The sequence below is a fragment of the Arcticibacter sp. MXS-1 genome, from assembly GCF_041902385.1.
GTDB lineage: Bacteria > Bacteroidota > Bacteroidia > Sphingobacteriales > Sphingobacteriaceae > Arcticibacter.
On the sequence record NZ_CP169244.1, the window covers coordinates 3,581,928 to 3,607,617 of the forward strand.

Here is a 25,690-nt window from a genome sequence, read left to right on the forward strand (position 1 = left end):
TCCATGCAATCTTTTAGGCCCCTTTAACAACTCGCCGGAGCCGGATTAAAAATAAAATGAATTGAATAGGGTAGATTTTAAGAAGATCTGCATTTATAGTAATAATTAACCAGCTTATAAGTCCATGAGAAGTCTCTACACGACTATCATTTTAATTTTCTTTCTCCAGTTTGAAAGCCGAAGTCAAACCTTCACGCTCACGTCTCCCGATCAGCACACTCAGGTAAAGGTCCGCCTGGGAGAGGATATTACGTATAGTTTGTCCTACCGGGGACAGGAGTATGTGCAGCCCTCTGCCATCGCCGTTGCACTTTCCGGCGGAACGGTGCTCGGTAAAAAGCCGCAGCTCAGAGCTTCAAAAACTACAAGTGTTAACCAGATCCTCCGTCCGCTTTATGGCATATCTAAAGAGCTGAAGGAAAATTACCGGCAGCTGAAGCTCGATTTTAAAGGGAATTACTCGGTCGTTTTCAGGGCTTATAATGAAGGCTTCGCCTATCGCTTTGAAACGAATCTGGGCGACAGCATGACTGTAAAATCAGAGCTAAATGAGTTTCGTTTTGCGGCAAACTATCCGGTGTATTTTCATCCCGACCTTTCTGAGTCTAACTACCGTCTGCAAAAGATTGCCGATGTGCTCAATCCCAATTACAGCAGTCTCCCGGTGCTGGTAAAAGCGCCGGGGGCTAATATCCTGATCCATGAATCAGACGTACTCGATTATCCCTGTCTGTCCGTGATTGCTGCAGGTAAGAGCCAAAACACGCTGCTGGGGCAGCACGCTTCTTATCCTAAAAAGACCGAAATGGGAGGGTATGCCAACTACGGGATGATTGTAAAGGAAACACAGGATTATATTGCGCGGACCAAAGGAAAGAGAACGCTCCCCTGGCGCCTTTTGGCTTTGAGTAAGGAGGACAAGGATATTCTGAACAATCAGCTGGTCTATCTCCTTGCCTCAGAAAACAGGCTGAAAGATGCATCATGGGTAAAGCCGGGAAAGGTGGCCTGGGATTGGTGGAATGCCCTGAACCTCACCGGCGTTCCCTTCAAAGCAGGGATTAACACAGAAACATACAAGTACTTTATCGACTTCGCAGCTGCTAATCATCTCGAGTATGTGAATCTCGATGAAGGCTGGAGCGACCCCTTCGACCTCCTTAAAATAAGTAGTGAGGTAGATATGAAGGAGCTGGTCCGTTATGCTAAAGAAAAGAATGTAGGTCTCGTCCTCTGGTGTGTATGGCATACGCTCGACCGGCAAATGATTGCGGCGCTTGACCAGTTTCAGAACTGGGGCATATCGGGGGTGAAAGTGGACTTTATGAATCGGGATGATCAGATGATGGTGCGGTTCCATGAACGACTGCTGCAGGAAGCTGCGAAAAGGAAGCTTTTGGTCAACTTTCACGGTGCTTATCATCCTACCGGAACAGCGCGTACCTATCCCAACCAGATCAATGTGGAAGGAGTGAAGGGGCTCGAATGGAATAAGTTCGACCCTGCGGGAACGAGTCCTGATCATGATGTCATGCTTCCCTATGTCCGGATGTTCGCCGGTAGTATGGACTATACTCCGGGTGCCATGCAGAATTACAATAAAAAGGACTGGCGCCAGATTGCCGACCGCCCTCAGAGTCAGGGAACGCGATGCCATCAGCTGGCCATGTACGTGGTCTACTACGCCCCGTTGCAGATGCTCGCTGATGCTCCTACTGCCTACCAAAGGGAACCCGAATACCTGAAGTTTCTGAGCCATGTGCCTACCGTGTGGGACGAGACAGTGCCCCTGGCAGGCGAAGCAGGGCAGTATGTGGCGGTAGCCAGGAAAAAAGCGGATGAGTGGTATCTCGGCGCCATGACTGGCTGGGCTCCGCGCAAGCTATCCGTTCCGCTGGATTTTCTGCCCGCCGGAGTGGAATTCAATGCCGAGATCTTTCGCGACGGACCTAACGCAGAACGCGTAGGAAGCGATCTCGTGCATGAGTTCAAAAAAGTAAAAAAGGGTGACACGCTTTCGCTGCAGCTGGAAGCAGGGGGCGGTTGGGCAGCTTCGTTCAAACCCGTATCCAAGACTAACTAAACGTACAATCAGATAACAATATGACCTGTTCAACTACCCGTAATTTTCATTTACAACGGCTCAGTGTACTTGTATCGATCACTCTCCTGATGGTGATGAGAACGCATGCGCAAACCTACCAGCCCAACTGGGCCTCACTGGATAAGAGAGAAGTGCCCGGCTGGTGGTCGGATGCCAAGTTTGGAATTTTTGTTCACTGGGGCGTCTATTCGGTTCCTGCCTATGCACCGGTTTCTCAGGCCGACGGTGTTTATGAAAAGTACTCCGAACATTATGAATCAAGGCTGCTGACTAAAAATCCTCTTTTTACCAAGTTTCACAACCGCTACTTTGGGGAGAAGACCACCTACCAGGACTTTGCCCCGCAGTTTAAGGCCGAGTACTTTGATCCGGATCAGTGGGCCGACCTTTTTGCCCGGTCTGGCGCCAAATATGTTGTTCTCACCTCCAAGCATCACGATGGCTTTTGTCTCTGGCCCAGCCCGCAGTCACCAAAATGGAACAGTCAGGATATTGGTCCGCATCGCGATTTGATAGCTGACCTCAGCTCATCGGTCATCAAAAAGGGCCTCCACATGGGACTTTATTATTCCCTGCTGGAGTGGACCCACCCCTTGTATAATGCCAAAACGATAGACGAATACGTAGATCGTCATATGCTTCCCCAGATGAAAGACCTTGTTTCACGGTATAAGCCGGAAGTCATTTTCTCTGACGGCGAATGGGATTATCAGAGCAAGGATTTGAAGAGTGAGCAGTTCCTCGCATGGCTCTACAATGAATCACCAGTCAGGAATACCGTAGTGGTTAACGACCGCTGGGGTAAGGAAACGAGGAGCAAGCATGGCGGCTATTATACTACTGAATACGACCTGGTGCATGACAAGTCGGGCATTGGCAACAGCAGTCATCCCTGGGAAGAGAGCCGTGGCATCGGTACTTCTTACGGATACAACCGTTTTGAAACTACTGCTGATTACTATACTTCAAAGCAGCTGATCGATCTCCTCATTGACAAAGTATCGGCAGGCGGGAACTTATTGCTCGACGTAGGGCCGGAGGCCAATGGCCTGATCCCGGTGATCATGCAGGAGCGCCTGCTTGATATGGGAGCCTGGCTGAAGGTGAACGGGGAGGCGATCTACCATACTACACGCTGGGAAAAGAAGAGTTCGCAGCCCGGGCCATCTTCCGTTTATTTCACCAGGAATGGAAAGACCCTCTATGCTCTTTGCAAAAAGTGGCCCGATAAACCTCTAAAGATCTCCGGTATCAGGAAGGCGGGAAAAGTGAGCATGCTAGGGCTTTCTGACCCCGTCAGGTCGAGCGTTACGAATGGCACCCTGAGCATCGTGCCCCCTTCAGTATTGCCCGACCGCGTGCCCTGCCAGTACGCCTGGGTCTTCAAAATAGAAAATATAGAATGACACTAATCTTCATACTGCTTAATTGATGATCACGAGAGCTGCTTTCTTTCTTTTTGTACTTCTGTCGGTCCGCATCTCCTACGGGCAGCAGTCTGTTCGCCTTGACAATGGGGCCTATCTCAGGATAGAAACCTATTCTCCTTCAACTTTTCGCATTCGGTATAGTGAGTCGGGCAAGTTTCCGTTGACGCTGAGCGAGAAATACGGCATCATTAAGGGCAAGGGGGCGCAGGCTGTCCATCAGGAGCGAAAGGAAAACGGTCAATATTTCATTGAAACCCCTGCTCTTGTCCTGCAGGTCTCTCTTTCTGACGGCGCCATCAAGCTGCGCCGCAAGAATGAAACACAAACCCTGGTGGATCGCATCGCTTTGAAGCTGGTACCCGGCAAGAACAGGGTAGCCGACTTTCTGGACCGGGAGTTCAGTAAGGACAGCCTGAAGGCCGGTGGCATTATTGGCGACTCGGTGAAACGGTCGGCAGTGCGGGCGGTAAACTATGGCGACTCCGTGGCTGCCCTTTTGTCCTTCTCACTGAAAGAAAAGGAGCGTTTTTACGGCCTTGGAAGCGGCAACCGAGAAGGCTTACAGCGCAGGGGGCACATCGGACGTATGTGGGTAGAGTATCAGCGTTCAGAGGCGCCTATTCCTTTTATCATGTCGAACAACGGCTGGGGCATTTTCTACAACACCACCAAATTCCATTATTTCGATGTAGGCAAGCAGGATGCCGACGAGATGCACGTTTACGAGCCTGATCAGCGTGATATCGACTTCTTTCTTTTCGGGGGACCTGATATGCCCGCTGTACTTCAGCAGTACACGGTTTTAACGGGTAAGTCGTTCGTGCTGCCACGCTGGGGCTATGGCCTGGCTTTTGGCAGCAATACCATGGAGAATCAGTTCAATGTGCTTGAGAATGCCGCTCACTTCAGGCAGGAGCAGATCCCCTGTGATATTTACTGGCTGGAGCCGCAATGGATGGCTAAGTTTTACGACTTTTCAACCTCCAAGGACTGGAATAAGGACAAGTTTGTAGCTGAACTTCCCTGGACTAAGAGTCACGATCCTTTATTTATACAACGCTTGGACGACATGGGCTTCAAGCTGGCCCTGTGGCTCTGTGTCGAACACGACTTCTCCATTGAGGAAGAGGATAAGATCAGACAGCGCAACGAGCTGAGTCTTTCGGGGAAGGAGCATTGGTTTGAACATCTCCGTAAATTCCTCGATCAGGGAGTCAGAGGGTTTAAGCTCGACCCCTCAAGGACACTCGATCAACATCCGGGTATGACTTACTTCAACGGATTAACCGACAGGGAAATGCATAACCTGAATCAGGTGTTGCTGGTTAAGAATCTGCAGGAGGTAACGCGCGACCATCTTGGCAAGCGAACTTTTCATCACTATTGCGGCGGGTATACGGGCGTGCAGCATTTTAGTGCTTCAACGCTTGGAGATAATGGGGGGAGGCCCGAAACATTGTTCGATATCTTCAATCTGGGGATGAGCGGCCATAGTAATACCACCTGCGATGTGCTGGAAGGGGTGTACCCTTTGCTTCCCGGAATCCATATGGGCTTTTTCCTACCCTGGGTTCAGATCAACAGCTGGGCCTATATCTTTCACCCTTTCTATTTCAGCGAGAAGGACAAACAGGCGTTCAGGTCGTATGCACAGCTGCGCTATCAGCTAATGCCCTACATCTACTCCGGTGCTCTTGAAGCCCACCGTTCAGGCATGCCTATAGTAAGACCGATGCCTCTTATGTATCCCAGGGAAGAACGTTTTGCCAATACAAGCCGGCAGTTCTTCTTTGGTGAGAGCTTCCTTGTTGGCGCCTTTACAGATACCGTCGATCTCCCATCCGGGAAATGGATTAATTACTGGACGGGTAAAGCAGTGGCGGGAGGAAGGAAAGTAAAGGCTGATCTGCCTGCGCAGGCCGGCGGCCCGCTGTTTGTGAAAGCCGGCGCCATCATCCCTTTCCAGGAAACTGCGCAATTTATTTCTCCTGCGCCACCTGCTTCGTTGACGCTGAAGATCTATCCTTCGGGGCAAAGCAGTTTTAATCTTCTCGAAGATGATGGCGAAAGCTATGATTACGAGAAAGGGGCGCTATCAAAGACCTCGTTTTATTGCGAGGAAGGAAAGAACGCTGTCCGTTTCCGCATAGCGGCAACAGAAGGAAGTTATAAGGGAATGCCCCAAAAAAGGTCGTATTCCCTCTTATTTAACGGGATCGGACAGTTTAAACAAGCCAGACTTAACAATGTGCCATTGAATACCGGAGTGTCGTTTGACCGCAAGAGCGGGATGGTGAAAGTCAACATCACAGTGGATACAAAGAAAGAAAACATTATACAGATTTTGTAGGCCGGCGATTGGGCAAACCACTCGCGGTACTTATATTGGAGGAGCAATCCTGATACTAACCATTTAATGCCGAAGCAATGCAAATAAAAACAGAACAGGGATTTGTCGATGTTCGGGAACTATGGACAAGGTTTCTGCAGGGAGACGAGGAAGCATACAATTGTATTATGCGAAGCTTTGCCAGACCTCTTTTTAATTATGGTATCCGGTTTTCTACCGACCGGGATCTGGTAAAGGACTGCATACAGGACGTATTCTTTGACCTCTGGAATAAGAGAAGCCGGATCTCTGAAACGGCTTATGTGCAAGCTTATCTGCTCAAGTCGCTCCGTCTGAGGATCCTCAGGGAAAGAAAGAAGTGGGATCCTATGGAAAGCCTTGAAACTATTCCTTTTGCAGCAGATTTCGGTATTGAGATGAAGATGATCGAGGATCAGTCGAACCTTGAACTTCGCCAGCGGGTGAAGAAAGTCCTCAACACCCTTTCTGAGCGGCAGAAGGAAATCGTCTATCTGCGGTTCTATCAGAGCCTGAGCCACGATAAGATCAGTCTTGTAATGGGGCTGACCCGGCAATCTGCTTATAATCTTCTGCAAAAGGCCCTGATCAAGATGAGAAAGGAATGGGAAACGGCAGCGCTGGTACTTTTCCTTATCGGATTAAAATAAAAAAATTGACAAGGATAGGGTAGATTTTATCGCTTTGTGCATTTTATACATACAACACTGAAATTATAAACCCAAATAAGGTATTCAAATGGCCGACTATCTGACTTATGATGTCGAAGACTTTGTGGTCGACGATCTTTTTCTAGCCTGGGTGTTAGACGAAGATCTCTTCGCAAAGTACTTTTGGGAGAAATGGATGGAGGAGCATCCTGAAAAAAAGGCTCTTATCGCAGAGGCGCGCTCGATAGTAAAGGGGATCTATGTCAGGCCGGAAGGGACTCTTTCAGACACGGAGGTGGAGGAGATCCGGCAGAACGTTCGCAAAAAGATAGCGGAAACGCGCGACAATCCGCAAATACGACAGATCTTGTTTAATACGCGCTTTTGGCTTTCTGCGGCCGCTATTGTTGTTCTGCTTCTCACTGCAGCTTTATTTACTTATCTGAAGCAGGGGCCAGAGGGTGGTCAGCAAATAGCAGCGGTTGAAAAGCCGGTGCTGACCCTCAGGGAGAATAATGGGGAACATGCGGTGCTGATCCGGCTGCCCGACCAGAGCTCGGTAGTCTTAAAGCCCGGAAGTTCCCTCAGCTATTTGTCGCCCTTTCAGGGGCCTACCCGTGATGTGAAGCTGAGGGGCGAGGCGTTTTTTGAAGTGAAGCATAATGAAATGATGGCCTTTATTGTACATACGGACGGACTTTCGGTGCGTGTGCTCGGAACCAGTTTCAGGGTGAGGGCCTTTAAGGGCGATAAGAACGTGAACGTGGTGGTGAACAGCGGTAAAGTAGCTGTCATTAACGATTCGCTCAAAGATATCGGCCATGGGGCCAAAGAGAAGCCGCGTGCACTGATGCTGGTAGCGAATGAAGAAGCGGTATTCAACAGAACCGACACTTCACTCATCAAGGAAAAGCTGGACACGCCGCTCGTGCTTTCGCCGCAGGTAGCGAGGCGTGTCTTCCGTTTCCATAACGTCCCCTTTGGAAAAGTGGTTGAAAAGCTGCAGGATGCCTATGGGGTTGAGATTGTGTTTGACAAGGAAACCATCGGTAACTGCCCTATATCAGCCTCCCTGAGTAATCAACCTCTGTACGAAAAGATGAAGCTGATCTGCGAAGCTGTCAACGCAAAGTTCAGCGTTAACGATCATAATATCACAGTTGAAGGGAAGGGATGCGCGGAGTGAGGGGATAAAAATAAAGACTAACCAAAAATGCCATATATCATGAACAGACCAGAAAGCCCATAGCAATTATAAAAAGCACAGAACCGGCAAGTTCGCCGCAAGCCGGTTCTGGTGTTTCCACGGAAATCAGATGAAGACAGCTCTCGCGAAGCTGCCGTGGATCCGTTTTGTCAAGCTAAAAACGAGTATTAACCTAACAATCCAAATGTATGCAATATAATTCTATACTGGTAAGGATCATGCGAATTTCGCTTATACAGATATCTCTTTTTGTTTCGCTGGTCAGCGTCTCTCTGGCACGCGAGGGAAAGGCCCAGGCTATCATGAATACCAGGGTAACTTTGGAAGAGAAGAATGTTTCTCTTGAACAGCTGCTCTCAAAGCTGGAAGAGACGTATAATGTAAGCTTTGTCTATAGTCCGGCGATGATTGGTGCAGACCGGAAAGTGAGCGTGGCAGCCAGCAGCAGCCCGCTGCCTGATGTGCTCAGCGGTCTCCTTAATCCGCTTGGCCTGAGCTATAAGATCTCAGGAGATGTGGTGGTGATCAAAAAGGCTGAGGAAGCCGCCGGCAACCTTCGGTTTACTGTTACCGGCACGGTCACTGATGAGAAGGGAGAACCGCTCCCGGGAGTTTCAGTAAAGATCAAGGGGACCACTAAAGGCGCCGCCACTGATGTAATGGGCCGTTTCTCAATAGATGTAACCCAGGCAGGCGCGGTGCTGGTCTTTAGTTTTGTTGGATTTCAGGATCAGGAGAGAACGGTAACAGAGGGCGGGAGTCTGAAAATTGTCCTGAAAGAAAAGAGTAACAACCTGGATGAGGTAGTGGTGGTGGGCTATGGCACTCAGAAAAAGGTGAATGTGATCGGGTCGCTTTCCACGATCAATTCGAAGATGCTGGAGAACAGGCCGGTTTCAAACCTTTCATCCTCCTTGTCAGGCCTTGCCGCCGGGGTATACGTTCGTACAACGACGGGAAAGCCGGGCGCTGATGGGGCAAGCATCCTGATCCGCGGAGCGGGAACGTTGAATAATACATCTCCTCTGGTGGTTGTTGATGGGGTAGTTGGTTCAATGGACGCGGTGAACCCTAATGATGTAGAAAGTATATCTATTTTGAAGGATGCCGCCACTGCTGCTATTTATGGCTCTGTAGCTTCTAACGGTGTTGTCCTGATCACGACAAAAAAGGGGAGCAAGGGGAAAACGAATATTACCTATACCGGACTTACTTCCACGACCCGACCAAATGATGTGCCTGACTTTATTACGGATTATGCCGAACATATGCGGCTGGTAAATGAAGGCTATCGCAATGTGAAACAAGCCCCTGTATATACGGATGCGACCATTGAAAAATGGGAAAAAGCTAAGCAGAGCCCGAACGAGATGACTGCAGAGGGCGTGCCCTTTTATGTTGCCTATCCGAATACCGACTGGTCCAAAGTAATATTCAATCAAAATAAGCTGGTGCAAAATCACAACCTGACTTTGAATGGAGGATCTGAGAATTCACAATATCTCTTTTCCCTGGGATACCTGAACAATCCGGGAACGATACCCAATACAGGAGCCAACAACTACCGGATGCGGATTAATTTACAGTCAAAAGTGACCAAGTTTCTGACGCTCGGTACTCAGAGCTTTGGGGATGTTCAGAAGATGAGCGTGACCGATGTTGCCACTGCCTACTCATACCTACTGGCAACCGTCCCAGGGGTATACCCGGAGTACCAGGGAAGATACGGCTTCGCAGCTGCTCCTGAAGAGTCCGTTACCGCCAATAATCCGCTTGCTAATCTGTATGGAACGGGTGGAAAGAACCGGGTTAGCCGCATAAATACTACTGTATTTGCCAATCTTGCTATTCTAAAGGGCTTAAGTTTTGAAACGAAGGTTCATTACGACAATGCATTCACGGAGAATAACAACTTTGGAGTGCCTTATGATAAGTGGAATTTTGCGGCGGGAAGGATTGGCCAGCCAGCGATTGACGCAAGCCAGCTTTCTACTCAATATTCGCTTACTAAAAGCTATAACGTTGTGATCGATAACGTTCTGCGGTATAATGCTTCATTTAAAGGTAAACACGATATAGGCGCGATTGCTGGCTACAACCAGCAGTACTTTAACCTGTATAACTTTGATGCCGCCAAGAAAGGGCTGCTCGATCCGTCTCTAACCACACTAACGGCCGGGACGAATATGACCGGCATTAATGGGACGGAAGATGACTGGGGGTTACGATCTTATTTTGGTCGCGTAAATTATGCCTACAATCAGAAGTATCTCGCCGAAGCTGTAATGCGGTATGATGGCTCTTCGCGTTTCGGTCCTAATCAAAGATGGGGATTTTTTCCTGCCTTCTCCGCAGGATGGCGTATTTCCAGTGAGCCTTTCATGAGTGGCCTAAAGGGAACTCTGGACGACCTGAAATTGCGTGCATCATGGGGGAAAACTGGAAACAATGCAGCGGGAAATTATGATCATAAGGCGACTTACAAGTCGCTGAATTCGCCCACTAATACAACGAACTACTCCTTTAACGGCGCTGTATTGAACAACCTATCCCAGGTAAAAAGCGCGAATTCTTATCTGCATTGGGAGACAACCACTACGACCAATCTGGGGTTGAGTGGGACTGTTTTTAAGGGTGCTATGAACTTCGATATTGATGTTTACCGCGGCTTTACAGAAGGAATACTCTTTGTTCCAATAACTCCGCTGTCGACAGGAACGGCTACGGGCCCAACCAGAAATATCGCGGAGGTGAACAAGAAAGGCGTCGAGCTTACCCTTGGCTATAACGGTAAGGTGAGCGATTTTCGTTATTCTGTTTCGGGCAACTTCTCCTACAATATAAATAAAGTAGATAAATATAAAGGCGCATTGCAGGAAGGATACACAGTTGACGCCTCTGGAAACAGGATCTACACTTCTAATATTGGTACTGTTTCGACTTCTACAGGCTCTCCCGAATTAATTATAGAAGGACAGCGCATTAATGAGTTTTATGTTCTCCCTGTCTATCGTGGAAGCGGAACCTATTCGAACAGCGACGGTTCTGTAGATGTTAACGGCGGGCCAAAAGATGGAATGATTAGAACGCCGGAGGATATGGACTGGTTGAAAAGAATGATGGCTGAGGGCCGCCATTTCCAACCGGCGGATGGCGTAGAAAATGCAAAGATTTGGTACGGTGATCTGATCTATGCGGACACAAACGGGGATGGTATATACGGTAATCCGTATGATAGGCAGTTTACTGGCAAGTCTGCCTCGCCCAAGATCAATTACGGGTTTAATTTTAATCTTGCTTATAAGGGCTTTGATGCTTCAATGATCTGGTCGGGCAGTGCCGGCATGTCTTACTACTGGAGCACAACTTACCTAAATCAATCTGTTGTCGGTTTAGGGAAAGCTGTACCAAAGCTCGTGGCGGATGATCACTATTACTATAATGAGGCTAATCCTAATGATCCTGCAAACCGGATCAATGCTCATTATCCCCGCTTAAAGGTAACAGATGTGCAGAACGGAGCGGTAAGCGATTACTATTTGTATAACGCGTCATATTTGAAACTGAGGAACCTTCAGGTAGGTTATACGCTTCCTGTCAAGGTTTCCAAAAAATGGCTATGAGTAATGTGCGCCTCTATGTTGGCGGTGAAAATCTGTTGACTATAAGTGATTTTCCCGGCCTCGATCCAGAGATCGGGCCAGCTGCAAACTATCCCACTATGCGCCAGTACACCCTCGGTCTAAATGTTACTTTTTAAACCTGACGACATTATGAAAAAGATACTAACCGCACTTTTAATCTCCGCTTTTATTTGCGGCTGCGATAAAGACCTTCTTGACACTACCCCGTATTCGGCGGTTTCTTCCGATATCATGTGGACTACGGACAACCTTACTGATCTAGGTGTTGGAGGCGTGTACTCAGCCCTTAGAATCGGTATTGGAAACAGTGGAAATACGTCTCCCTATGAACTCTATGAGATGGATCGGTTTGGCTACACCGGAGAGTCAAGGGGCGATGAGCCTTTGCTAATGGGAACTATTACCCCAGGAAATGAGCTGTTTTCTACAATATGGAAGTATATGTATGAGGGGGTTCAAAGAGCTAACGATGCCATTGTTAACATCCCTTTAAAATCGCCTTCTAAGGCTGAAAAAAAGCCAGATATATGGCAGAATGCAAGTTCCTGAGAGCCTACTTCTATTTCAGACTTAATCAGCTTTACAAGGGAGTTCCCATTTACCTGGAGCCTATTCTTCCTGATCAGGCCAATAAGGCACGTGCAACAGAGGAAGAAGTATGGACACAGGTGCTGACCGATCTTACGGATTGTATAAATGAGACGAATCTTCCTGACCGCTACCCCGCAGGAAACGCTAATTATGGCCGGGTAACTAAAAGCGCTGCTTATGCTTTGCGTGGAAAGGTTTATCTCTACATGAAAAAATGGGATCTGGCCGCAGCCGACTTTGCGAAGGTCAAGGCAGCAGGGCACAGTCTGTTTCCTGACTATAAAGCACTCTTCAAAACGGCAAACGAGCAAAGTCCGGAGATGATCTTTTCCATCCAGAATGTCAGTCAGTCAGGCTATGGTAGTTCAACTCAGCTATATTGCGGAACACGTTCTTCTTTTGGTTCAGGCTGGAACTATTACTTCCCATCGCCTAACCTCGTTGATCTGTATGAAAATAAAGATGGTTCCAGGTTTAACTGGGATGACGTCATTCCAGGCTACTCCGCACTCACAATAGCCGAGAGAGAAGTGTATTTTCTTAGAAATAACCTCACAGAGCCAGAGATTGCTGCGGCTAAGGGTCGCGGTGCGAAGATGAGTTTGTATCTGCCTACCGGCAACGAACAGAGAATAGCGCAGGCATATATGAACCGCGATCCGCGACTGGAAGCGACTGTCATTACACCTTATTCTACTTACTTAGGGTCTCTCAATAATACGACTACTCCTGCTATCGCCACGTTGCGCTGGCCTTACCGGGCGCAGGCCGCGACCGGAGGAGATATTCAAACCGACACTCAGAACTATTTCTACTACCTCTACCGCAAGTTTGTATACGAGGGCGTGTCGGAAATTGTAGACCGTAATTTTGGGCCAACCGATTTTCCAATCATTCGCTATGCGGACGTCCTGCTGATGTGGGCAGAGGCGCTCAACGAGCAGGGAATGACCACAGAAGCGATTGAAAAGGTCAACGAAGTAAGAGCCCGGGCAGGGGTAGCCTTGCTTAATTCCAATTCGGCTACAACTGTGACAGGGCAGGCAGATTTGCGTGAGCGTATTCGGAACGAAAGAAGAGTGGAGTTCCCGAATGAAGGGATCAACTATTTCGATGAATTGAGATGGAAGACCTGGAAGGAAAAAGTCTTTTACCCCGGTGCCGGTAAAAAGCAGGTTTGGGGTACCAATGTAAGCGACTACTCTTACAAGGGCGACTTCCTTTACGCATGGCCGATCCCGACCTCCGAGATACAAATGAATCCGAACCTGGTACAGAACCCGGGATGGATAGACTAAAAACAAGGCCGACCATGTTGAGACGATCATTCATAAAGGCAGTACCGGCTGTAGGAGCGCTTGGGTTAAGCGGTCTTTCCGCTGCAGCGCTGCCCCCTGATCAGGAAAGGATAGTGAAAGCGACCAGCGGAGATGACCGGGAGTACTGGAGCAAACTTCTCTATAAAATAGCATTTCCTGTGCTTGCTAACCTGAGCAGAAATGAGCTAAAGAAGAAGATGCCCCTGGAGAAAGCGCCAGGCTATTCGCTCAAGGCGGAGAAGGTAAGCCATCTGGAAGCGTTTGGGAGAACCATCTGCGGTGCTGCTCCCTGGCTGGCCTTACCCGGGCGTGATACCGCCGAGGGCAGGAACCGTCAGAAGCTTCTGGATTTTTATCTGGAGGGCATGTCGAACGCCGTTAACCCTTCAGCGGCCGATTATCTGAACTTCCGGTCGGAGGCGCAGCCGCTGGTAGATGCCGCGCACCTCTGTCAGGGACTGCTTCGGGCTTTTGACCAGCTATGGAAGCCGCTGGATGCTACAACCAGATCGCGTTTTGTGCAGGAACTGAAACACCTGCGCCGTATTATGCCGGCGTACAATAACTGGGTGCTGTTCGCTGCCATGGTGGAGACCTTTCTGCTCGCAGCAGATGAGGAGTATGAGCCCTACCGGATCCTTATTGGCATCCGCAAGATACAGGAGTGGTATAAAGGCGACGGCTGGTATGCCGATGGCCCCGACTTTGCTCTTGACTATTACAATAGCTACGTGATCCATTCAATGTTTCTTGACATTTTGAAGGTCGCGAGCTCCAGAGGCCTGGCCGGGAAGGACGACTACGACCTGGCCCTTAAACGAATGCAGCGTTATTCAGTGCTGCTGGAGAGACTAATCTCTCCTGAAGGGACTTATCCGGCTATGGGGCGCTCTATGCCTTATCGTAGCGCTGCATTTCAGCCGCTGGCACACCTTGCTCTGATTCACCAGCTTCCTCCGGAACTTCCGGGGGGCAGGTGAGGAGTGCGGTGACCGCTGTCATGAAACGGCTGTTTGAGGCCAAAGGTACTTTTGACGAAAATGGTTGGTTGAAGATTGGAATCTGTGGCTCCCAATGGGGAGTCGCAGATTCTTATACCTCCACCGGCAGTTTGTACATCTGTACCGAAGGCTTTCTCGCCCTCGGCTTACCGGAAGATGATAGCTTCTGGACCGCGCCCGGTCAGGACTGGACCTCCCGCCTGGTCTGGTCCGGCAAACCTGTTAAGAACGATCATGCTGCACACTATTGACAAATGAAGATAAACGTTATTTCTATGCTCGGAGCGACGCTCTTTGCCGCTCAGTCCTTTGCATCTATCCCTGATACGGCGAGTGTCGTAAGATCGGGATTTTCTGTTGCGGAGAAACAGTACTCGTATATGCTGAACGAAGTGACCGACCTTAGCCGCTATCCCCGTTCTGCTGATCCTAACGGAAAGACAAGTTTTACAGGAATAGGCGACTGGACCGGCGGCTTCTGGCCCGGTTGTCTCTGGTACGTTTATGAATATACGAAAGGAGAGAAGTGGAAGGAGGCCGCCACCAGGTGGACGGAGTCGCTCGATAAAAATCAGTACAATACTGCGCATCACGACATCGGCTTTATGATGAACTGCAGTTACGGTAATGCCTACCGCCTGACGGGGAATGAAGCCTACCGGAAGGTGCTGGTACAAAGCGCAAAATCCCTTATGACGAGGTTTAACCCGACGGTCGGGGCGATTAAATCATGGAACTCTTTCAGCTCCTGGAGCGGCAAGGCTGTCTACGATTACCCTGTCATCATAGACAATATGATGAACCTCGAACTGCTGTTCCTGGCCTCTAAGCTGTCGGGCGATCAGTCGTTCAGGAATGTCGCTATCCGCCATGCTGAAACTACGCTGAAGAATCATTATCGCCCTGACTATAGCTCCTACCATGTGGTGAATTACGATACCCGGACAGGAAAGGTATTGAGCAAGGAAACCGCTCAGGGGTTCTCGGATAACTCGGCCTGGTCGAGAGGACAGGCCTGGGGGCTATATGGCTTTACCAGCGTTTACCGGGAGACCAGGCAAAAAAGGTTCCTGACAGCTGCGATAAAAATGGCAGAGTACTTCGTTAATAACAAGAACTTACCAGCGGATAAGATCCCATACTGGGACTTTAACGTGAATCAGGAGGGATATAAGCCGAACTGGAAATACGATCCTGCCAGGTTTAAGGAGATTCCGCGCGATGCTTCGGCAGCTGCCATTACCAGCTCTGCACTTCTGGAGCTGAGCGGCTACGTGAGTGGTGCCCGAAAGAAGCTCTTCGTGAGCACAGCGAAGGAAATCCTCAGCTCACTTTCTTCCGCGGCTTACACTGCGCAAGCAGGGACCAACGGCTACTTTATCCTTAAACATAGCGTTGGCAGTATCCCTCATAACGGAGAGATCGATGTTCCGCTTGTTTATGCCGACTATTACTATCTCGAATCCTTGCTGCGCCTGCAGCATATGGAGATGAAAGACAAAATTTGAAAGGCAATCAGCTATGAAATCAGTTTTTCTACGTGGTCTGCAGACAATACTCCTGTTTATCCTGTTAATTCACAATATGGATGGCTATTCTCAGCCGGACAATCAGTTCACGCAGAAGTGGCAGCGGATGAACAGGTCAAAGCAGAATGCCTTGAAGGAGTTTCAGGATCTCAAGTTTGGAATGTTCATTCACTGGGGACTTTATTCGATTCCGGCGGGAATCTGGAAGGGCAGGAAGATGGAGGAGATGGGCAACCTGGGAGTGGCGGAATGGATCCAGCTCGTGGCAAAGATCCCACGCAACGAGTACGCGAAGCTCGCTGACTCGTTTAATCCGGTCTCGTTCGATGCCGACTCGATCGCCCGGATGGCAAAGCATGCCGGAATGCAGTATCTGGTCATTACAGCCAAGCATCATGAGGGCTTCGCCATGTATAAGTCTTCCGCCAGCTCATTTAATATCGTTGATGCGACTCCTTTTAAACGTGACGCCGTATCAGAGTTATATAAGGCATGCAAGAAGTATGGCCTCCGTTTTGGACTTTATTACTCCCATAATATTGACTGGGCCGACGGCGCAGATGCGCAGTATCAGGAGACGAAAGAGAAGAACGACCGGGAAGGCAAAAAGACCAGCTCTTTCGGCGCCAATCTTTGGGATCCAAGTCCGAATACGTTTCAGTCGTATCTCGACAAGAAGTCGGTCCCTCAGGTAAAGGAGCTGCTCACCATGTTTCCGGATACCCGTTACCTGTGGTTTGACATGCCCGAGCTGATGAAGCCCGATCAAAGCTTCCGCTTTTATAAGACGGTCTATGACATGAATCCGCGGATCATCGTGGCGGAGAGGATCGGGAACAAGATGGGTGACTATGCCATCCCTGGCGACAATAAGATACCGAAGGATGCAGCTCATATCGGTATCCCCTGGGAGACGGTTGGCACTTTTAATAATTCCTGGGGCTACAAGTCGTATGATCACGACTGGAAGTCGGTGGAGGAGCTGCTGTACTGGCTCGTGCAGATTGTAAGCAAGGGTGGAAATTATATGCTAAATATAGGTCCGCGAGCAGATGGATCAGTGCCGGAAGAGACCGTTCAGAACCTGCGGCGAATTGGTGAGTGGACAAGTATCAACGCCGGGGCTATCTATGGTACACGGCCCTGGAAGATTGCTCATGAAGGACCGGCGGAATATGAGATAACAGACACTGAACAACGGGAACGCGAGGGGTTTAAGGCATCGATCAGCGCTGCTGATTTTTGGTTCACACAGAAGGCGGGGGATGTATATGTGATGGCATTAAAAGTGCCGGCTGACGGAAAGCTGCTGATCAAGTCGCTTGGCAGCTCTGCCGGAACAGTAAAGAAAGTTGAAATGCCCGGGTTTGGGGTGCTGCCCTTCTCCCAGACAAGGCAGGGGTTGCAGCTTCAGCTCCCTACGCAAGCCCTTGCATTACCTTATGGCTACTCGCTCAAGGTGACCCTAAAGCAGTAAAAGCTTAAGCAGCCTTGGGCAAAAAATGAAAATCATGAAGATCAGAAAAGGAACTTTAATAGCAATATTTGCAATTTTTCAACTGTGCAGTACGTTTGCACAAAGTATTACCGGTTTTTCCATCTTAAAGGAACGGAACAAGCTTCCCCATTTTTCTCAAATGCTTAAACGGGGCGGACCGGTCACAATAGCGTATTTTGGAGGCAGTATCACAGAAGCGGCGGGGTACCGTGTAAAGACGGAGCAATACTTTAAATCTGCTTATCCAGAATGTTCTTTTACAGCTATTAACGCCGGAGTTGGAGGGACAGGAGCTTCACTCGGCGCCTTCAGGCTCGCTGAGGAGGTCCTGGCGCATAAGCCCGACCTCGTATTTGTTGAATTTGCTGTGAACGATGCAGCAAGTGACTCGCTGCTTGTCGGTAATTCGATGGAAGGGATCGTGCGGCAGATAAAAAAGCAGAACGCTAATACCGACATCTGCTTCTTATATACCATCCATGAGCCCATGACCGAATCCTACACCAAAGGAGAGCTTTACCGGTCGATCCGCTTCATGGAAGTGGTTGCAGACCATTACAAGCTCCCCTCTATCAACCTTGGCCCGGACATCATGTCGGCAATTCAGGAGGGTAAGCTCGTATTTCACGGAAAGAAGGAGGATGACCCCGCAAAGGTCTTCACGTACGACGGAACGCACCCGACTGATATTGGACACGACTACTACACCAACACCATTATTACCGCTTTTGGGAAGTTACAGGGTGGGAAACCTTCCCGTTCGATACCAAAGCCTTTGTATGCCGGGAATTTTGAGTCAACCCATTTAATTTCCCCGGCAATGCTCTCTGGAGCTAAGCAATGGAAGAGGCCGGGCACTGAGCCTTACCTGAAGGGTTTTGAGAAGGCGTATCCCGAACTAATCTATACTACCGGCACGCAGGACAGCGTGACCGTCCGCTTTTCAGGGACCTACATTGGTTTTTGTGACATCATTGGCCCATCAGCCGCACCGGCGGTTCTGGTTACTATTGACGGGAAGGAGGAGACAAGACCCAGGTTCGATAGCTATGGGTACTTTTACAGGAGAAGTTATTGTTTGATTGGCCCGCTTACAGACGGTGCTCATACAGTAACCTTTAAAAAAGCCCCTCTCAGGGTGGATAAGCCCAAGATGGTGGGCCCACATGAGACGAAATATCCTGATGATTACAACGAGGATCGTTTCTTCCTCGGAAAAGTGATGGTGATCGGTAAATTGGATAAATGAGTATTAGCTGAAGTTGAGTATGAGAAAGGTATTTCTATTTCTTTGTATAACAGGAGTTTTTTTCTTGTTAAGACCAGCGGCCTTGTACGCATATGAACACCCCGGAGGTTTGCATCCGCGGCAGCAGATCGAATATGTAAAGCGCCAGCTTCGGCAGCAGAAAGAGCCCTATATTTCCGCTTTTGCCCAGTTGAAACGCAAGGCGGATTCAGCGCTTAGCGAAGGACACCATGCCATGGCTGATTTTCACATCCCTGGTTTTTATATCGATCAGGAGGGACATCGCCGGAATTCTCTCGCTCTTAATACCGACGGCTTCTGTGCTTACAGTTGTGCTCTGGCCTGGCAACTGACCGGACAGAAGAAATATGCTGAAAAGGCAGTCTATTTTCTAAATGCCTGGGCTTCTCTTAACAAGCAATACTCGGAAGCAGATGGCCCCCTTGTGATGGCTTATTCAGGAGCTTCTCTTGTTATTGCCGGGGAGCTGATGAGGGAGTACAAAGCCTGGAAGAAAAAGGACAGGGATCAGTTTGCTGTATGGCTGACAGGCGTATATCGTAAAGCCTGCCGTTCAATTAGTGTGAGGAAAAACAACTGGGGCGACTGGGGCCGGTACGGTGCTATGCTTGCCGATTACTATCTGGACGACTCGCTCGATATGAAGGAGAATATCCGGCTCCTCTGTGAGGATCTGCCGGCCAAGATTGGTCCCGACGGCCATCTTATAGAAGAGGTAAAACGTGAGAAAAACGGCATCTGGTATACGTACTTCGCACTTAGTCCTATCTCAGGATCTTTCTGGATTGGCAACAACGCGACTGGACAGAACTTGTTTAGGGCTCCCGAAGGTGAGCTCTTAAAGAAAGCGCTCGACTATCTTCTGTACTACAATCAGCACCCGGATGAGTGGAAGTGGTATCCGTCGCCCCGTCAGGGGAAGATGGATGCCACCAACACATTTTGGCCTGCCAACCTGATAGAGGCGATGAGCGGCGTATACGGAGAGGATAAATATGTTCAATACGTGCGACCTTTCCGGCCCCTGGTTTATCAAAGCCATCATTTCGTGTGGACCTACCCAACCTTGATGCCCCTGAGGATCGGACGGTATCAGGATAGGTAGAAAGTGAAAATGCGGATGACATGAAGCCGCATCAAGAAGCGCGAATGAGTATCTGCATCTTGTACTATAACGCGACACCGCACTAAAAGGCAGTTTTCGGCTGCTTTGGCCTGGCCTTTGAAATATGAAGGAAGAGTAACCAAGTACATGACAGTCGAACACATTAATCAGATCCTTTCTGCGGTAAAGAAAGCCTCTGCTGAGCATAAAAAGAACCTTGATGCGTATAGGAACAGCGTTTCTTCACTAAAGGAGGGGGTTCGTGCCCTAAGCACGGAACTCGAAAGCAGTAAAGAGCGCTTTGTCCTCTTATCCGGACATAACGAACAGAAAAATATTCAGAGGGTAGTACGCATCGGACGTACGGAATTGAGACTACTGGCGTCTTAAGCCTTTAGCCGTTTTAACAACTTGTGCAGGTCGGGCTCCAAAGGACAAAGAAGGGAAACGGCGATGCCTGGATGCATGTCGAGCTGGCGCGGTCCTTATCTCCTGGACGACTTACTATAAGGGCACGGAAGGGACTTTTAGGCAATTCAAGGGTATAAGTGAGCCGGACCTCGCAGTATGGCTCAGGAAGCGTTTAGGTCGTCTTTTTCAAGATGATCTGTTTTTTCTGGACCAGTACTGTATCTCCTTCCGGCATATTCTTCCAAAACTCAGGCTTAAGAAGGTTCCATGCGTTGTCTATACGAGATACACACTTTTGATTCCCTGTGCCGCGCTGATAGTAGTAAGATAGAAGCGGAATAAGGACCGTTCTCATCCTCCACCTCAACGGCAAAGCTGGGCAGGTCCCTGCAGCTTTCGGCATATCCGCTACGATAGGGAATCTGGCTGCACTTTTTAGGTGGGTTATAGCTGAAAACTGAGGTGCCTGGCGCGCATAGGGACGTGCCTGGCTGATCAAAGGCATAGCCGAGAGGTCCGTTTACCGACCCCGCCAGTGATGTAAGGGAGTCCGTCCCGTTGACGCTGAACTTTCCATCCCTGTAGTCGCTGATCGTGCCGCTAAAAGAGACCGTTTGGTACAGATAGCTCATTTTTATGGTGTTGTCTTCGTTTATCTGAAGGGACTGCTCCATGTCCTGCAAGATCTGGGTGGTGCCGTCCACCCGAAAGCTGGTGATTATTCCTCTTGAGTATACAAACTCCATCGTTTTCACCACATCGTTAATTTTTCCCCTGCTGCTATAGAGTTCCGCTGGTACTACGCGGAGTGTGTTAACGTCTTTAAACGTTCCTGTTACTTTAATCCCGGCTTGTGGTGCATCAGCTGATTTGTCTTTCGAGCAGGATATCATGCCGACAAAAAGGATAAGACTTAAGGCGCGGTAGTTCATGGTTGTCTTTTTTGTTGTTTGGTTGAATTGGCTTGGAAATTACTAAGATAAAAGAAATAGGAGAGCGGTGCAAGTCAGGCTTCCCGCCGTTTCTGATCATAGTTTTGCGCTGCGGGGCGACTCTTTAACTATTTGAACAGGCATGTGCGCTTGTCCCTAGTTCTCAGAAAAGAGTAAATTTGCTTGACGGGGCAAGATCACAGAAAATGAATGAGACTACTTATACGCCTGTCGTGCAGAGTCTCTAGTTAAAAAAGCTATGATAATGAGAGGGGCTGCGAACCAGGTACCTGCTTACAGGATAAAGCATCGCGAGATAGAATCTCCTGCGGAGCTGCAGAGCCTCATTAAGTGTTTTTGGTATACGAGTATCGACTTCAGCAAAGACCAGTCATGCTTCGAAGTAATGCCCGACGGCTACGCAGAGATTATTTTTTATTTTGGGAGCGCATGTAGTATAAAGCGCGAGGGACAGCTGCAGCTCCTGCCTTCTCCTTTTATCATGGGACTGTTAAATCAGCCGGTCATCCTCCACGCAGACAGTAGAATAGAAGTGGTTGGAATTCGGTGTTTTCCCTGGACACTTTCAAATGTCCTTGGTCTGCCGGCGGTATTAAACGGGCCCCGTGTCTTTCAACATCCTATCGCTCAGCTTCAGCAGGCTCTTAGCGAGTTTGTTCGCGTAGCGAGGGTAAATGATGCACTGGCACTGCTGAAAGAGTACTTTCTGCATGGTCGCTCATCCATTGCCACTGACAATATCCTGCTTAAGGCAGGGCGAGCGATGAGGAATGCCGGGGGTACTTTGCCGGTTAGCGACATTGCGGGCCAGGCACACGCTACTGTGCGTACACTTCAGCGCAAATTCAAACAGTCGTCTGGCCATACTGTCAAAGACGTCACGGCATTGATGCGCTTCGAGCAGGTCAGAAACCGGTTATGGTTTTACCCCAAATCCAACCTTGCGGCCCTTGCCCATGAGCTGGGATATACAGATCAGTCGCATTTAAGCAAAGAATTTAAGCGCTACAGCGGCTCTACCCCTGCAGCATTTGCACGTAAAGCAAAAGACCGCCAATTTTTATCTGACAACGATTTTGTCGCATTTATACAAGCCTGATACTTCTTTGATCCTGACTTTTGTCCTGGGGCATCTCAAATGAGATTTTCAAATTCAGAACGAGAGATGCCTTCTTAAGGGTTGTTTTACTTATTCAGCAAAAGCAAAAAGAAGGTTTAATTAAGATGAGGCAAATGAGGTCGAAAAAGAAATTGTGGATCATAGTAGGTATCGTATTGCTTAATTCGATCGGGATGTCGATAGTTCTGCCACTCTTCCCGTTCGTGCTGGGCAGGTATATGGCGAGAGAGCACGTTGTGGTGGGAATGAGTGCTCTCATTTCTGTATTTGCTGCCTGTACATTTCTGGCGGCCCCGGTTTTTGGAGCTTTGAGTGACCGGTATGGACGCAAAAATGTGTTGATTATCAGTCTTCTTGGTTCGGTCATTGGCTATGTTCTGTTTGGGCTGGGAGGAGCGTTGTGGGTTTTGTTCCTCGGGCGGATTATAGACGGGCTCACGGCTGGTGTCATCACAGCGCTCTTCGCCTACATATCAGACAGCACGGAGCCTGAAGAACGCATTAAATGGTATGGGTACGTCGGTTCTGCAATGGGGATCGGAAAACTTGGAGGACCGGCTCTTGGAGGACTGCTTGGCAGCAGAGCTCCTGGTCTGCCTTTCTTTTTTACTGCAGCCTTAATACTCCTTTCGGCATTAGCTGTACTCTTCCTCTTACCAGAGTCTTTGCCGCCGTCGAAGCGTGCTAAGCACCTTACACTGCAAAGCCTCAATACATTTTCGCATTATCGGGAGATATTCGGGTACAGGCAGGCTAAGCTGCTGCTTATTCCCGGTATCCTTTTCTTTGCCGGGCTCGGTACTTTTCAATTTAATTTCACCGTTTTCCTGAAAGATGTCTACAGGTGGGGCCCCGCCTTTATTGGCAGCATACTAACACTGGCCGGCGTATTCGAAATTCTGTCTCGCGCTGTGTTATTGCCGCGGCTACTGAAGATCTTTAAAGAAAAACAAATTGGTATAGCCGGACTCGCTAGCCTGACGAGTGGATTAATCCTTATCCTGCTCAGTATTTTTATCTCCTCTGCCATAATTCTTTCCCTCGCGGTCGTGCTGATATTAACCGGCGAAGGGCTTTTTGATCCGATCTTCAATGGCTGGTTATCCCGGTCGGTTGAAGAAAGCAAGCTGGGTCAACTTCAGGGGGTGAATCAAAGTCTGCAGTCCGCCAATAACATGCTGGTGCCTCTGCTGGGGGCCGCAGTCTATTTTTACAGTCCGGCGATACTGTATGCTGCTGCTGCGTTCGTTGTAGTGCTGGCCGGCCTGACTCTAAACAGAGCGCTTTCGGGAATCGATGACCCTGCTGGTAACGGCCAAAGCCTGAGCTGTGCAGACAAGTAAATTGAGCTGTAAAGGAAAGCAAACACTTGTTTAAACGTTCATCTTTGAGTTGTCAACCAAAAAATAAAAGCAATGACAACAATGACAAAGATAGAGCTCGGCCAGGACGGCCCTCTTGTTTCTAAACTCGGACTGGGCTGCATGCGTATGTCTCCTGTATGGGGAAGGGCAGCAATCGACGAAAGCGAAAGTATTGCTACTATTCAGGCGGCACTGGACAGCGGCATAAATTTTCTGAATACCGGCGACTTCTACGGCAGCGGGCATAATGAGCTCCTTATAGGCAAAGCGATTAAAGGGAGGCGTGATGATGCTTTCATCAGCGTAAAGTTTGGAGCCATCTTCAATGGTGATCAGTGGCTCGGCCTTGATCTTCGGCCGATTGCGATCAGAAACTTTATTAACTATTCGCTGGTACGTCTGGGCGTTGATACCATCGATCTTTATCAGCCCTGCAGGCTGGATGACAGCGTTCCCGTTGAGGACGTGATTGGTACGGTGGCCGATCTGATCAAAGAAGGGAAGGTGCGTTACCTCGGTGTATCTGAAGTAACTGCCGATCAGCTTCGCAAGGCTAATGGTGTTTATCCTGTAACCGCCCTTGAGATAGGGTATTCCCTGGCCGACCGGCAAATAGAAAGCGAGCTGCTTCCCACTGCTAAAGAATTAGGAATAGGGGTCGTAGCCTTTGCAAATACAGCAGAAGGCCTGCTGTCAGGAGAGATGAAAACGCCTCTTGCGGAAGGTGACTATCGAAATCACTTTTCACGCTTCCAGGGAGATAATCTGACGAGAAACCTGGAGAAAGTTGAGGTGCTCAGGGCAATGGCAAAAGATAAAGGATGCAGTCCGACGCAGCTTGCTATCGCCTGGGTAAACGCACAGGGAGGCCATATCATGCCTTTGGTGAGCATGAGCAGGAGGTCTCGTTTACCCGAAAATATGGAAGCGATGGAGATTACCTTTTCCCCCGGGGAGAACGATACGCTAAACAGAGAGTTCGCGCCGGGAGCGGTTTGGGGCAGTACCTATCTGCAGCGATAATCCCGGCAAAGAAACGGCTCTTGTTTTATATCTTTACGTAATGACAAATCCAGCTGTAATACTTCCGGATCTCATCTTTTTCTCTTATCTGTCGGCGATGAGAAAGGAGAAGATCGCGTTTCTCGAACAGAGCGTCCTTTTTTTCAGGTATCGGGCCGTTTCACCATAGAAACCGCTTCAGAAAGGATGTCGACGAATGAAGGAGAGATGCTGCTGATCAGGAAGAATCAGCTAGGCGAGCTGACCAAGATGCCTCTGAACGGAAAGCCGTATCAAACCGTAGTGATCTGTCTGAAGGAAGATTTGCTAAGGCAGATTGCCTTGGAGGAACAAATAGAGACAGGGGGAAGTATACCGGTCCCCCCAATGTACTCATTCCTCCGAACGAGTTCCTTCGTACCTTTTTTCACTCTATAATTCCATATATTGATCGTTCTGATGAAAAGATAGCTGCAACGATGGGCAAGCTAAAAATCAAGGAGGCCGTATTATTGCTGCTGCATTGTATGCCGGAGCTTAAAGATCACCTCTTTGATTTTTCAGAACCTCATAAGATCGACCTGGAAAAGTTCATGAACAGTAATTTTCATTTCAATGTTCCGGTAGAAAAGTTTGCAAGGCTTACAGGACGAAGCCTGGCTGGTTTCAAACGGGATTTCCAGAGATTGTTTGGAATACCTCCGCGACAATGGCTGCAGGAAAGAAGACTAAGCGAGGCGCGGCGCCTGATTGAGAAGAAGAACAGGAAGCCCTCTTCCATTTACCTCGATCTTGGCTTCGAAAGCCTCTCTCATTTCTCGCATTCCTTTAAGAAGAAATTTGGCAGAGCGCCATCAGAATGGCTTCTATAACGGGTGCGGGGGAAACACGCTCTCATTCAACTATCGGTTTAAAGAACAGCCGCTGAATTTATACACAGACAACAACAGCTACTTAAACATTCGCACCTCTGGCGGGTTTATCCATGAAGCGGGAGTGGTTTTCAGACCCGAACGCGGTGCACCTGCCTATCTACACGTTTCTAAAGCGCCGGGAGGCATTCTGAACGAATAGATTAATGGTATCGCTGCATTGGGATATGGTTCCCGGTCTTACATAACGAA

Annotated in this window: 20 protein-coding genes and 1 pseudogene; 20 read left to right on the forward strand and 1 reads right to left on the reverse strand. The window is 48.9% G+C overall.

The window, feature by feature from the left end; all coding sequences use genetic code 11:
• Positions 1-124: 124 nt before the first annotated feature.
• From ACES2C_RS15470 to ACES2C_RS15535, 14 genes and pseudogenes are all read left to right on the forward strand, one after another.
• Positions 125-2,083 carry a glycoside hydrolase family 97 protein gene (locus ACES2C_RS15470; protein WP_374163982.1) on the forward strand — a complete coding sequence of 653 codons (1,959 nt, stop codon included), beginning with the start codon at positions 125-127 and terminating at the stop codon, positions 2,081-2,083.
• Positions 2,084-2,103: 20 nt separating this feature from the next.
• Positions 2,104-3,510, forward strand: coding sequence for an alpha-L-fucosidase (locus ACES2C_RS15475; RefSeq protein ID WP_374163983.1), 1,407 nt, complete (start codon positions 2,104-2,106; stop codon positions 3,508-3,510).
• A 25-nt stretch (positions 3,511-3,535) separates the two neighbouring features.
• The gene (locus tag ACES2C_RS15480; RefSeq protein ID WP_374163984.1) at positions 3,536-5,884 is read left to right on the forward strand and encodes a TIM-barrel domain-containing protein; all 2,349 of its coding nucleotides are present in this window, start codon (positions 3,536-3,538) and stop codon (positions 5,882-5,884) included.
• A 77-nt stretch (positions 5,885-5,961) separates the two neighbouring features.
• A complete protein-coding gene (locus ACES2C_RS15485) occupies positions 5,962-6,552 on the forward strand; it encodes an RNA polymerase sigma factor (protein WP_374163985.1) in 591 nt (196 codons plus the stop codon).
• A gap of 88 nt (positions 6,553-6,640) precedes the next feature.
• Entirely contained in the window at positions 6,641-7,738 is a 1,098-nt protein-coding gene (locus tag ACES2C_RS15490) for a FecR family protein (protein ID WP_374163986.1), read from the forward strand.
• A 209-nt stretch (positions 7,739-7,947) separates the two neighbouring features.
• Positions 7,948-11,382: a TonB-dependent receptor gene (locus tag ACES2C_RS15495; RefSeq protein ID WP_374163987.1), complete on the forward strand. Its 3,435-nt coding sequence runs from the start codon at positions 7,948-7,950 to the stop codon at positions 11,380-11,382.
• 150 nt (positions 11,383-11,532) lie between these two features.
• Positions 11,533-11,952, forward strand: coding sequence for a hypothetical protein (locus ACES2C_RS15500; protein ID WP_374163988.1), 420 nt, complete (start codon positions 11,533-11,535; stop codon positions 11,950-11,952).
• A complete protein-coding gene (locus ACES2C_RS15505) occupies positions 11,931-13,292 on the forward strand; it encodes a RagB/SusD family nutrient uptake outer membrane protein (protein WP_374163989.1) in 1,362 nt (453 codons plus the stop codon). The genes ACES2C_RS15500 and ACES2C_RS15505 overlap by 22 nt, the downstream gene beginning before the upstream one ends.
• A 14-nt stretch (positions 13,293-13,306) precedes the next feature.
• Positions 13,307-14,565: pseudogene (locus tag ACES2C_RS15510) on the forward strand (DUF2264 domain-containing protein).
• Between the two features lie 3 nt (positions 14,566-14,568).
• The gene (locus tag ACES2C_RS15515; protein WP_374163990.1) at positions 14,569-15,822 is read left to right on the forward strand and encodes a glycoside hydrolase family 88 protein; all 1,254 of its coding nucleotides are present in this window, start codon (positions 14,569-14,571) and stop codon (positions 15,820-15,822) included.
• 13 nt (positions 15,823-15,835) lie between these two features.
• Positions 15,836-17,320 carry an alpha-L-fucosidase gene (locus ACES2C_RS15520; RefSeq protein ID WP_374163991.1) on the forward strand — a complete coding sequence of 495 codons (1,485 nt, stop codon included), beginning with the start codon at positions 15,836-15,838 and terminating at the stop codon, positions 17,318-17,320.
• A 34-nt stretch (positions 17,321-17,354) separates the two neighbouring features.
• Complete coding sequence (locus ACES2C_RS15525; protein WP_374163992.1) at positions 17,355-18,590, forward strand: GDSL-type esterase/lipase family protein; 1,236 nt, start codon at positions 17,355-17,357, stop codon at positions 18,588-18,590.
• A 19-nt stretch (positions 18,591-18,609) separates the two neighbouring features.
• Positions 18,610-19,716 (forward strand): alginate lyase family protein, encoded by a 1,107-nt coding sequence (locus ACES2C_RS15530; protein WP_374163993.1) that lies wholly within the window; start codon positions 18,610-18,612, stop codon positions 19,714-19,716.
• Positions 19,717-19,863: 147 nt separating this feature from the next.
• Positions 19,864-20,106 carry a hypothetical protein gene (locus ACES2C_RS15535; RefSeq protein WP_374163994.1) on the forward strand — a complete coding sequence of 81 codons (243 nt, stop codon included), beginning with the start codon at positions 19,864-19,866 and terminating at the stop codon, positions 20,104-20,106.
• A gap of 275 nt (positions 20,107-20,381) precedes the next feature.
• Here ACES2C_RS15535 and ACES2C_RS15540 read toward each other — a convergent pair whose 3' ends face one another.
• Positions 20,382-21,059 carry a hypothetical protein gene (locus ACES2C_RS15540; RefSeq protein WP_374163995.1) on the reverse strand — a complete coding sequence of 226 codons (678 nt, stop codon included), beginning with the start codon at positions 21,057-21,059 and terminating at the stop codon, positions 20,382-20,384.
• Between the two features lie 265 nt (positions 21,060-21,324).
• On the opposite strand from ACES2C_RS15540, the gene ACES2C_RS15545 reads away from it, so the two are divergent.
• The 6 genes from ACES2C_RS15545 to ACES2C_RS15570 all read left to right on the forward strand — a co-directional run bounded on the left by ACES2C_RS15545 (position 21,325) and on the right by ACES2C_RS15570 (position 25,640).
• Positions 21,325-22,179 carry a helix-turn-helix domain-containing protein gene (locus tag ACES2C_RS15545; RefSeq protein WP_374163996.1) on the forward strand — a complete coding sequence of 285 codons (855 nt, stop codon included), beginning with the start codon at positions 21,325-21,327 and terminating at the stop codon, positions 22,177-22,179.
• A gap of 20 nt (positions 22,180-22,199) precedes the next feature.
• Entirely contained in the window at positions 22,200-23,543 is a 1,344-nt protein-coding gene (locus ACES2C_RS15550; protein ID WP_374163997.1) for an MFS transporter, read from the forward strand.
• An 81-nt stretch (positions 23,544-23,624) separates the two neighbouring features.
• Positions 23,625-24,587, forward strand: coding sequence for an aldo/keto reductase (locus ACES2C_RS15555; RefSeq protein WP_374163998.1), 963 nt, complete (start codon positions 23,625-23,627; stop codon positions 24,585-24,587).
• Positions 24,588-24,773: 186 nt separating this feature from the next.
• Complete coding sequence (locus ACES2C_RS15560) at positions 24,774-25,004, forward strand: hypothetical protein (RefSeq protein WP_374163999.1); 231 nt, start codon at positions 24,774-24,776, stop codon at positions 25,002-25,004.
• A 41-nt stretch (positions 25,005-25,045) separates the two neighbouring features.
• On the forward strand, positions 25,046-25,438 hold the full coding sequence (locus ACES2C_RS15565; RefSeq protein ID WP_374164000.1) for a helix-turn-helix domain-containing protein: 393 nt from the start codon (positions 25,046-25,048) through the stop codon (positions 25,436-25,438).
• A complete protein-coding gene (locus tag ACES2C_RS15570) occupies positions 25,407-25,640 on the forward strand; it encodes a hypothetical protein (RefSeq protein ID WP_374164001.1) in 234 nt (77 codons plus the stop codon). The genes ACES2C_RS15565 and ACES2C_RS15570 overlap by 32 nt, the downstream gene beginning before the upstream one ends.
• Positions 25,641-25,690: the final 50 nt, after the last annotated feature.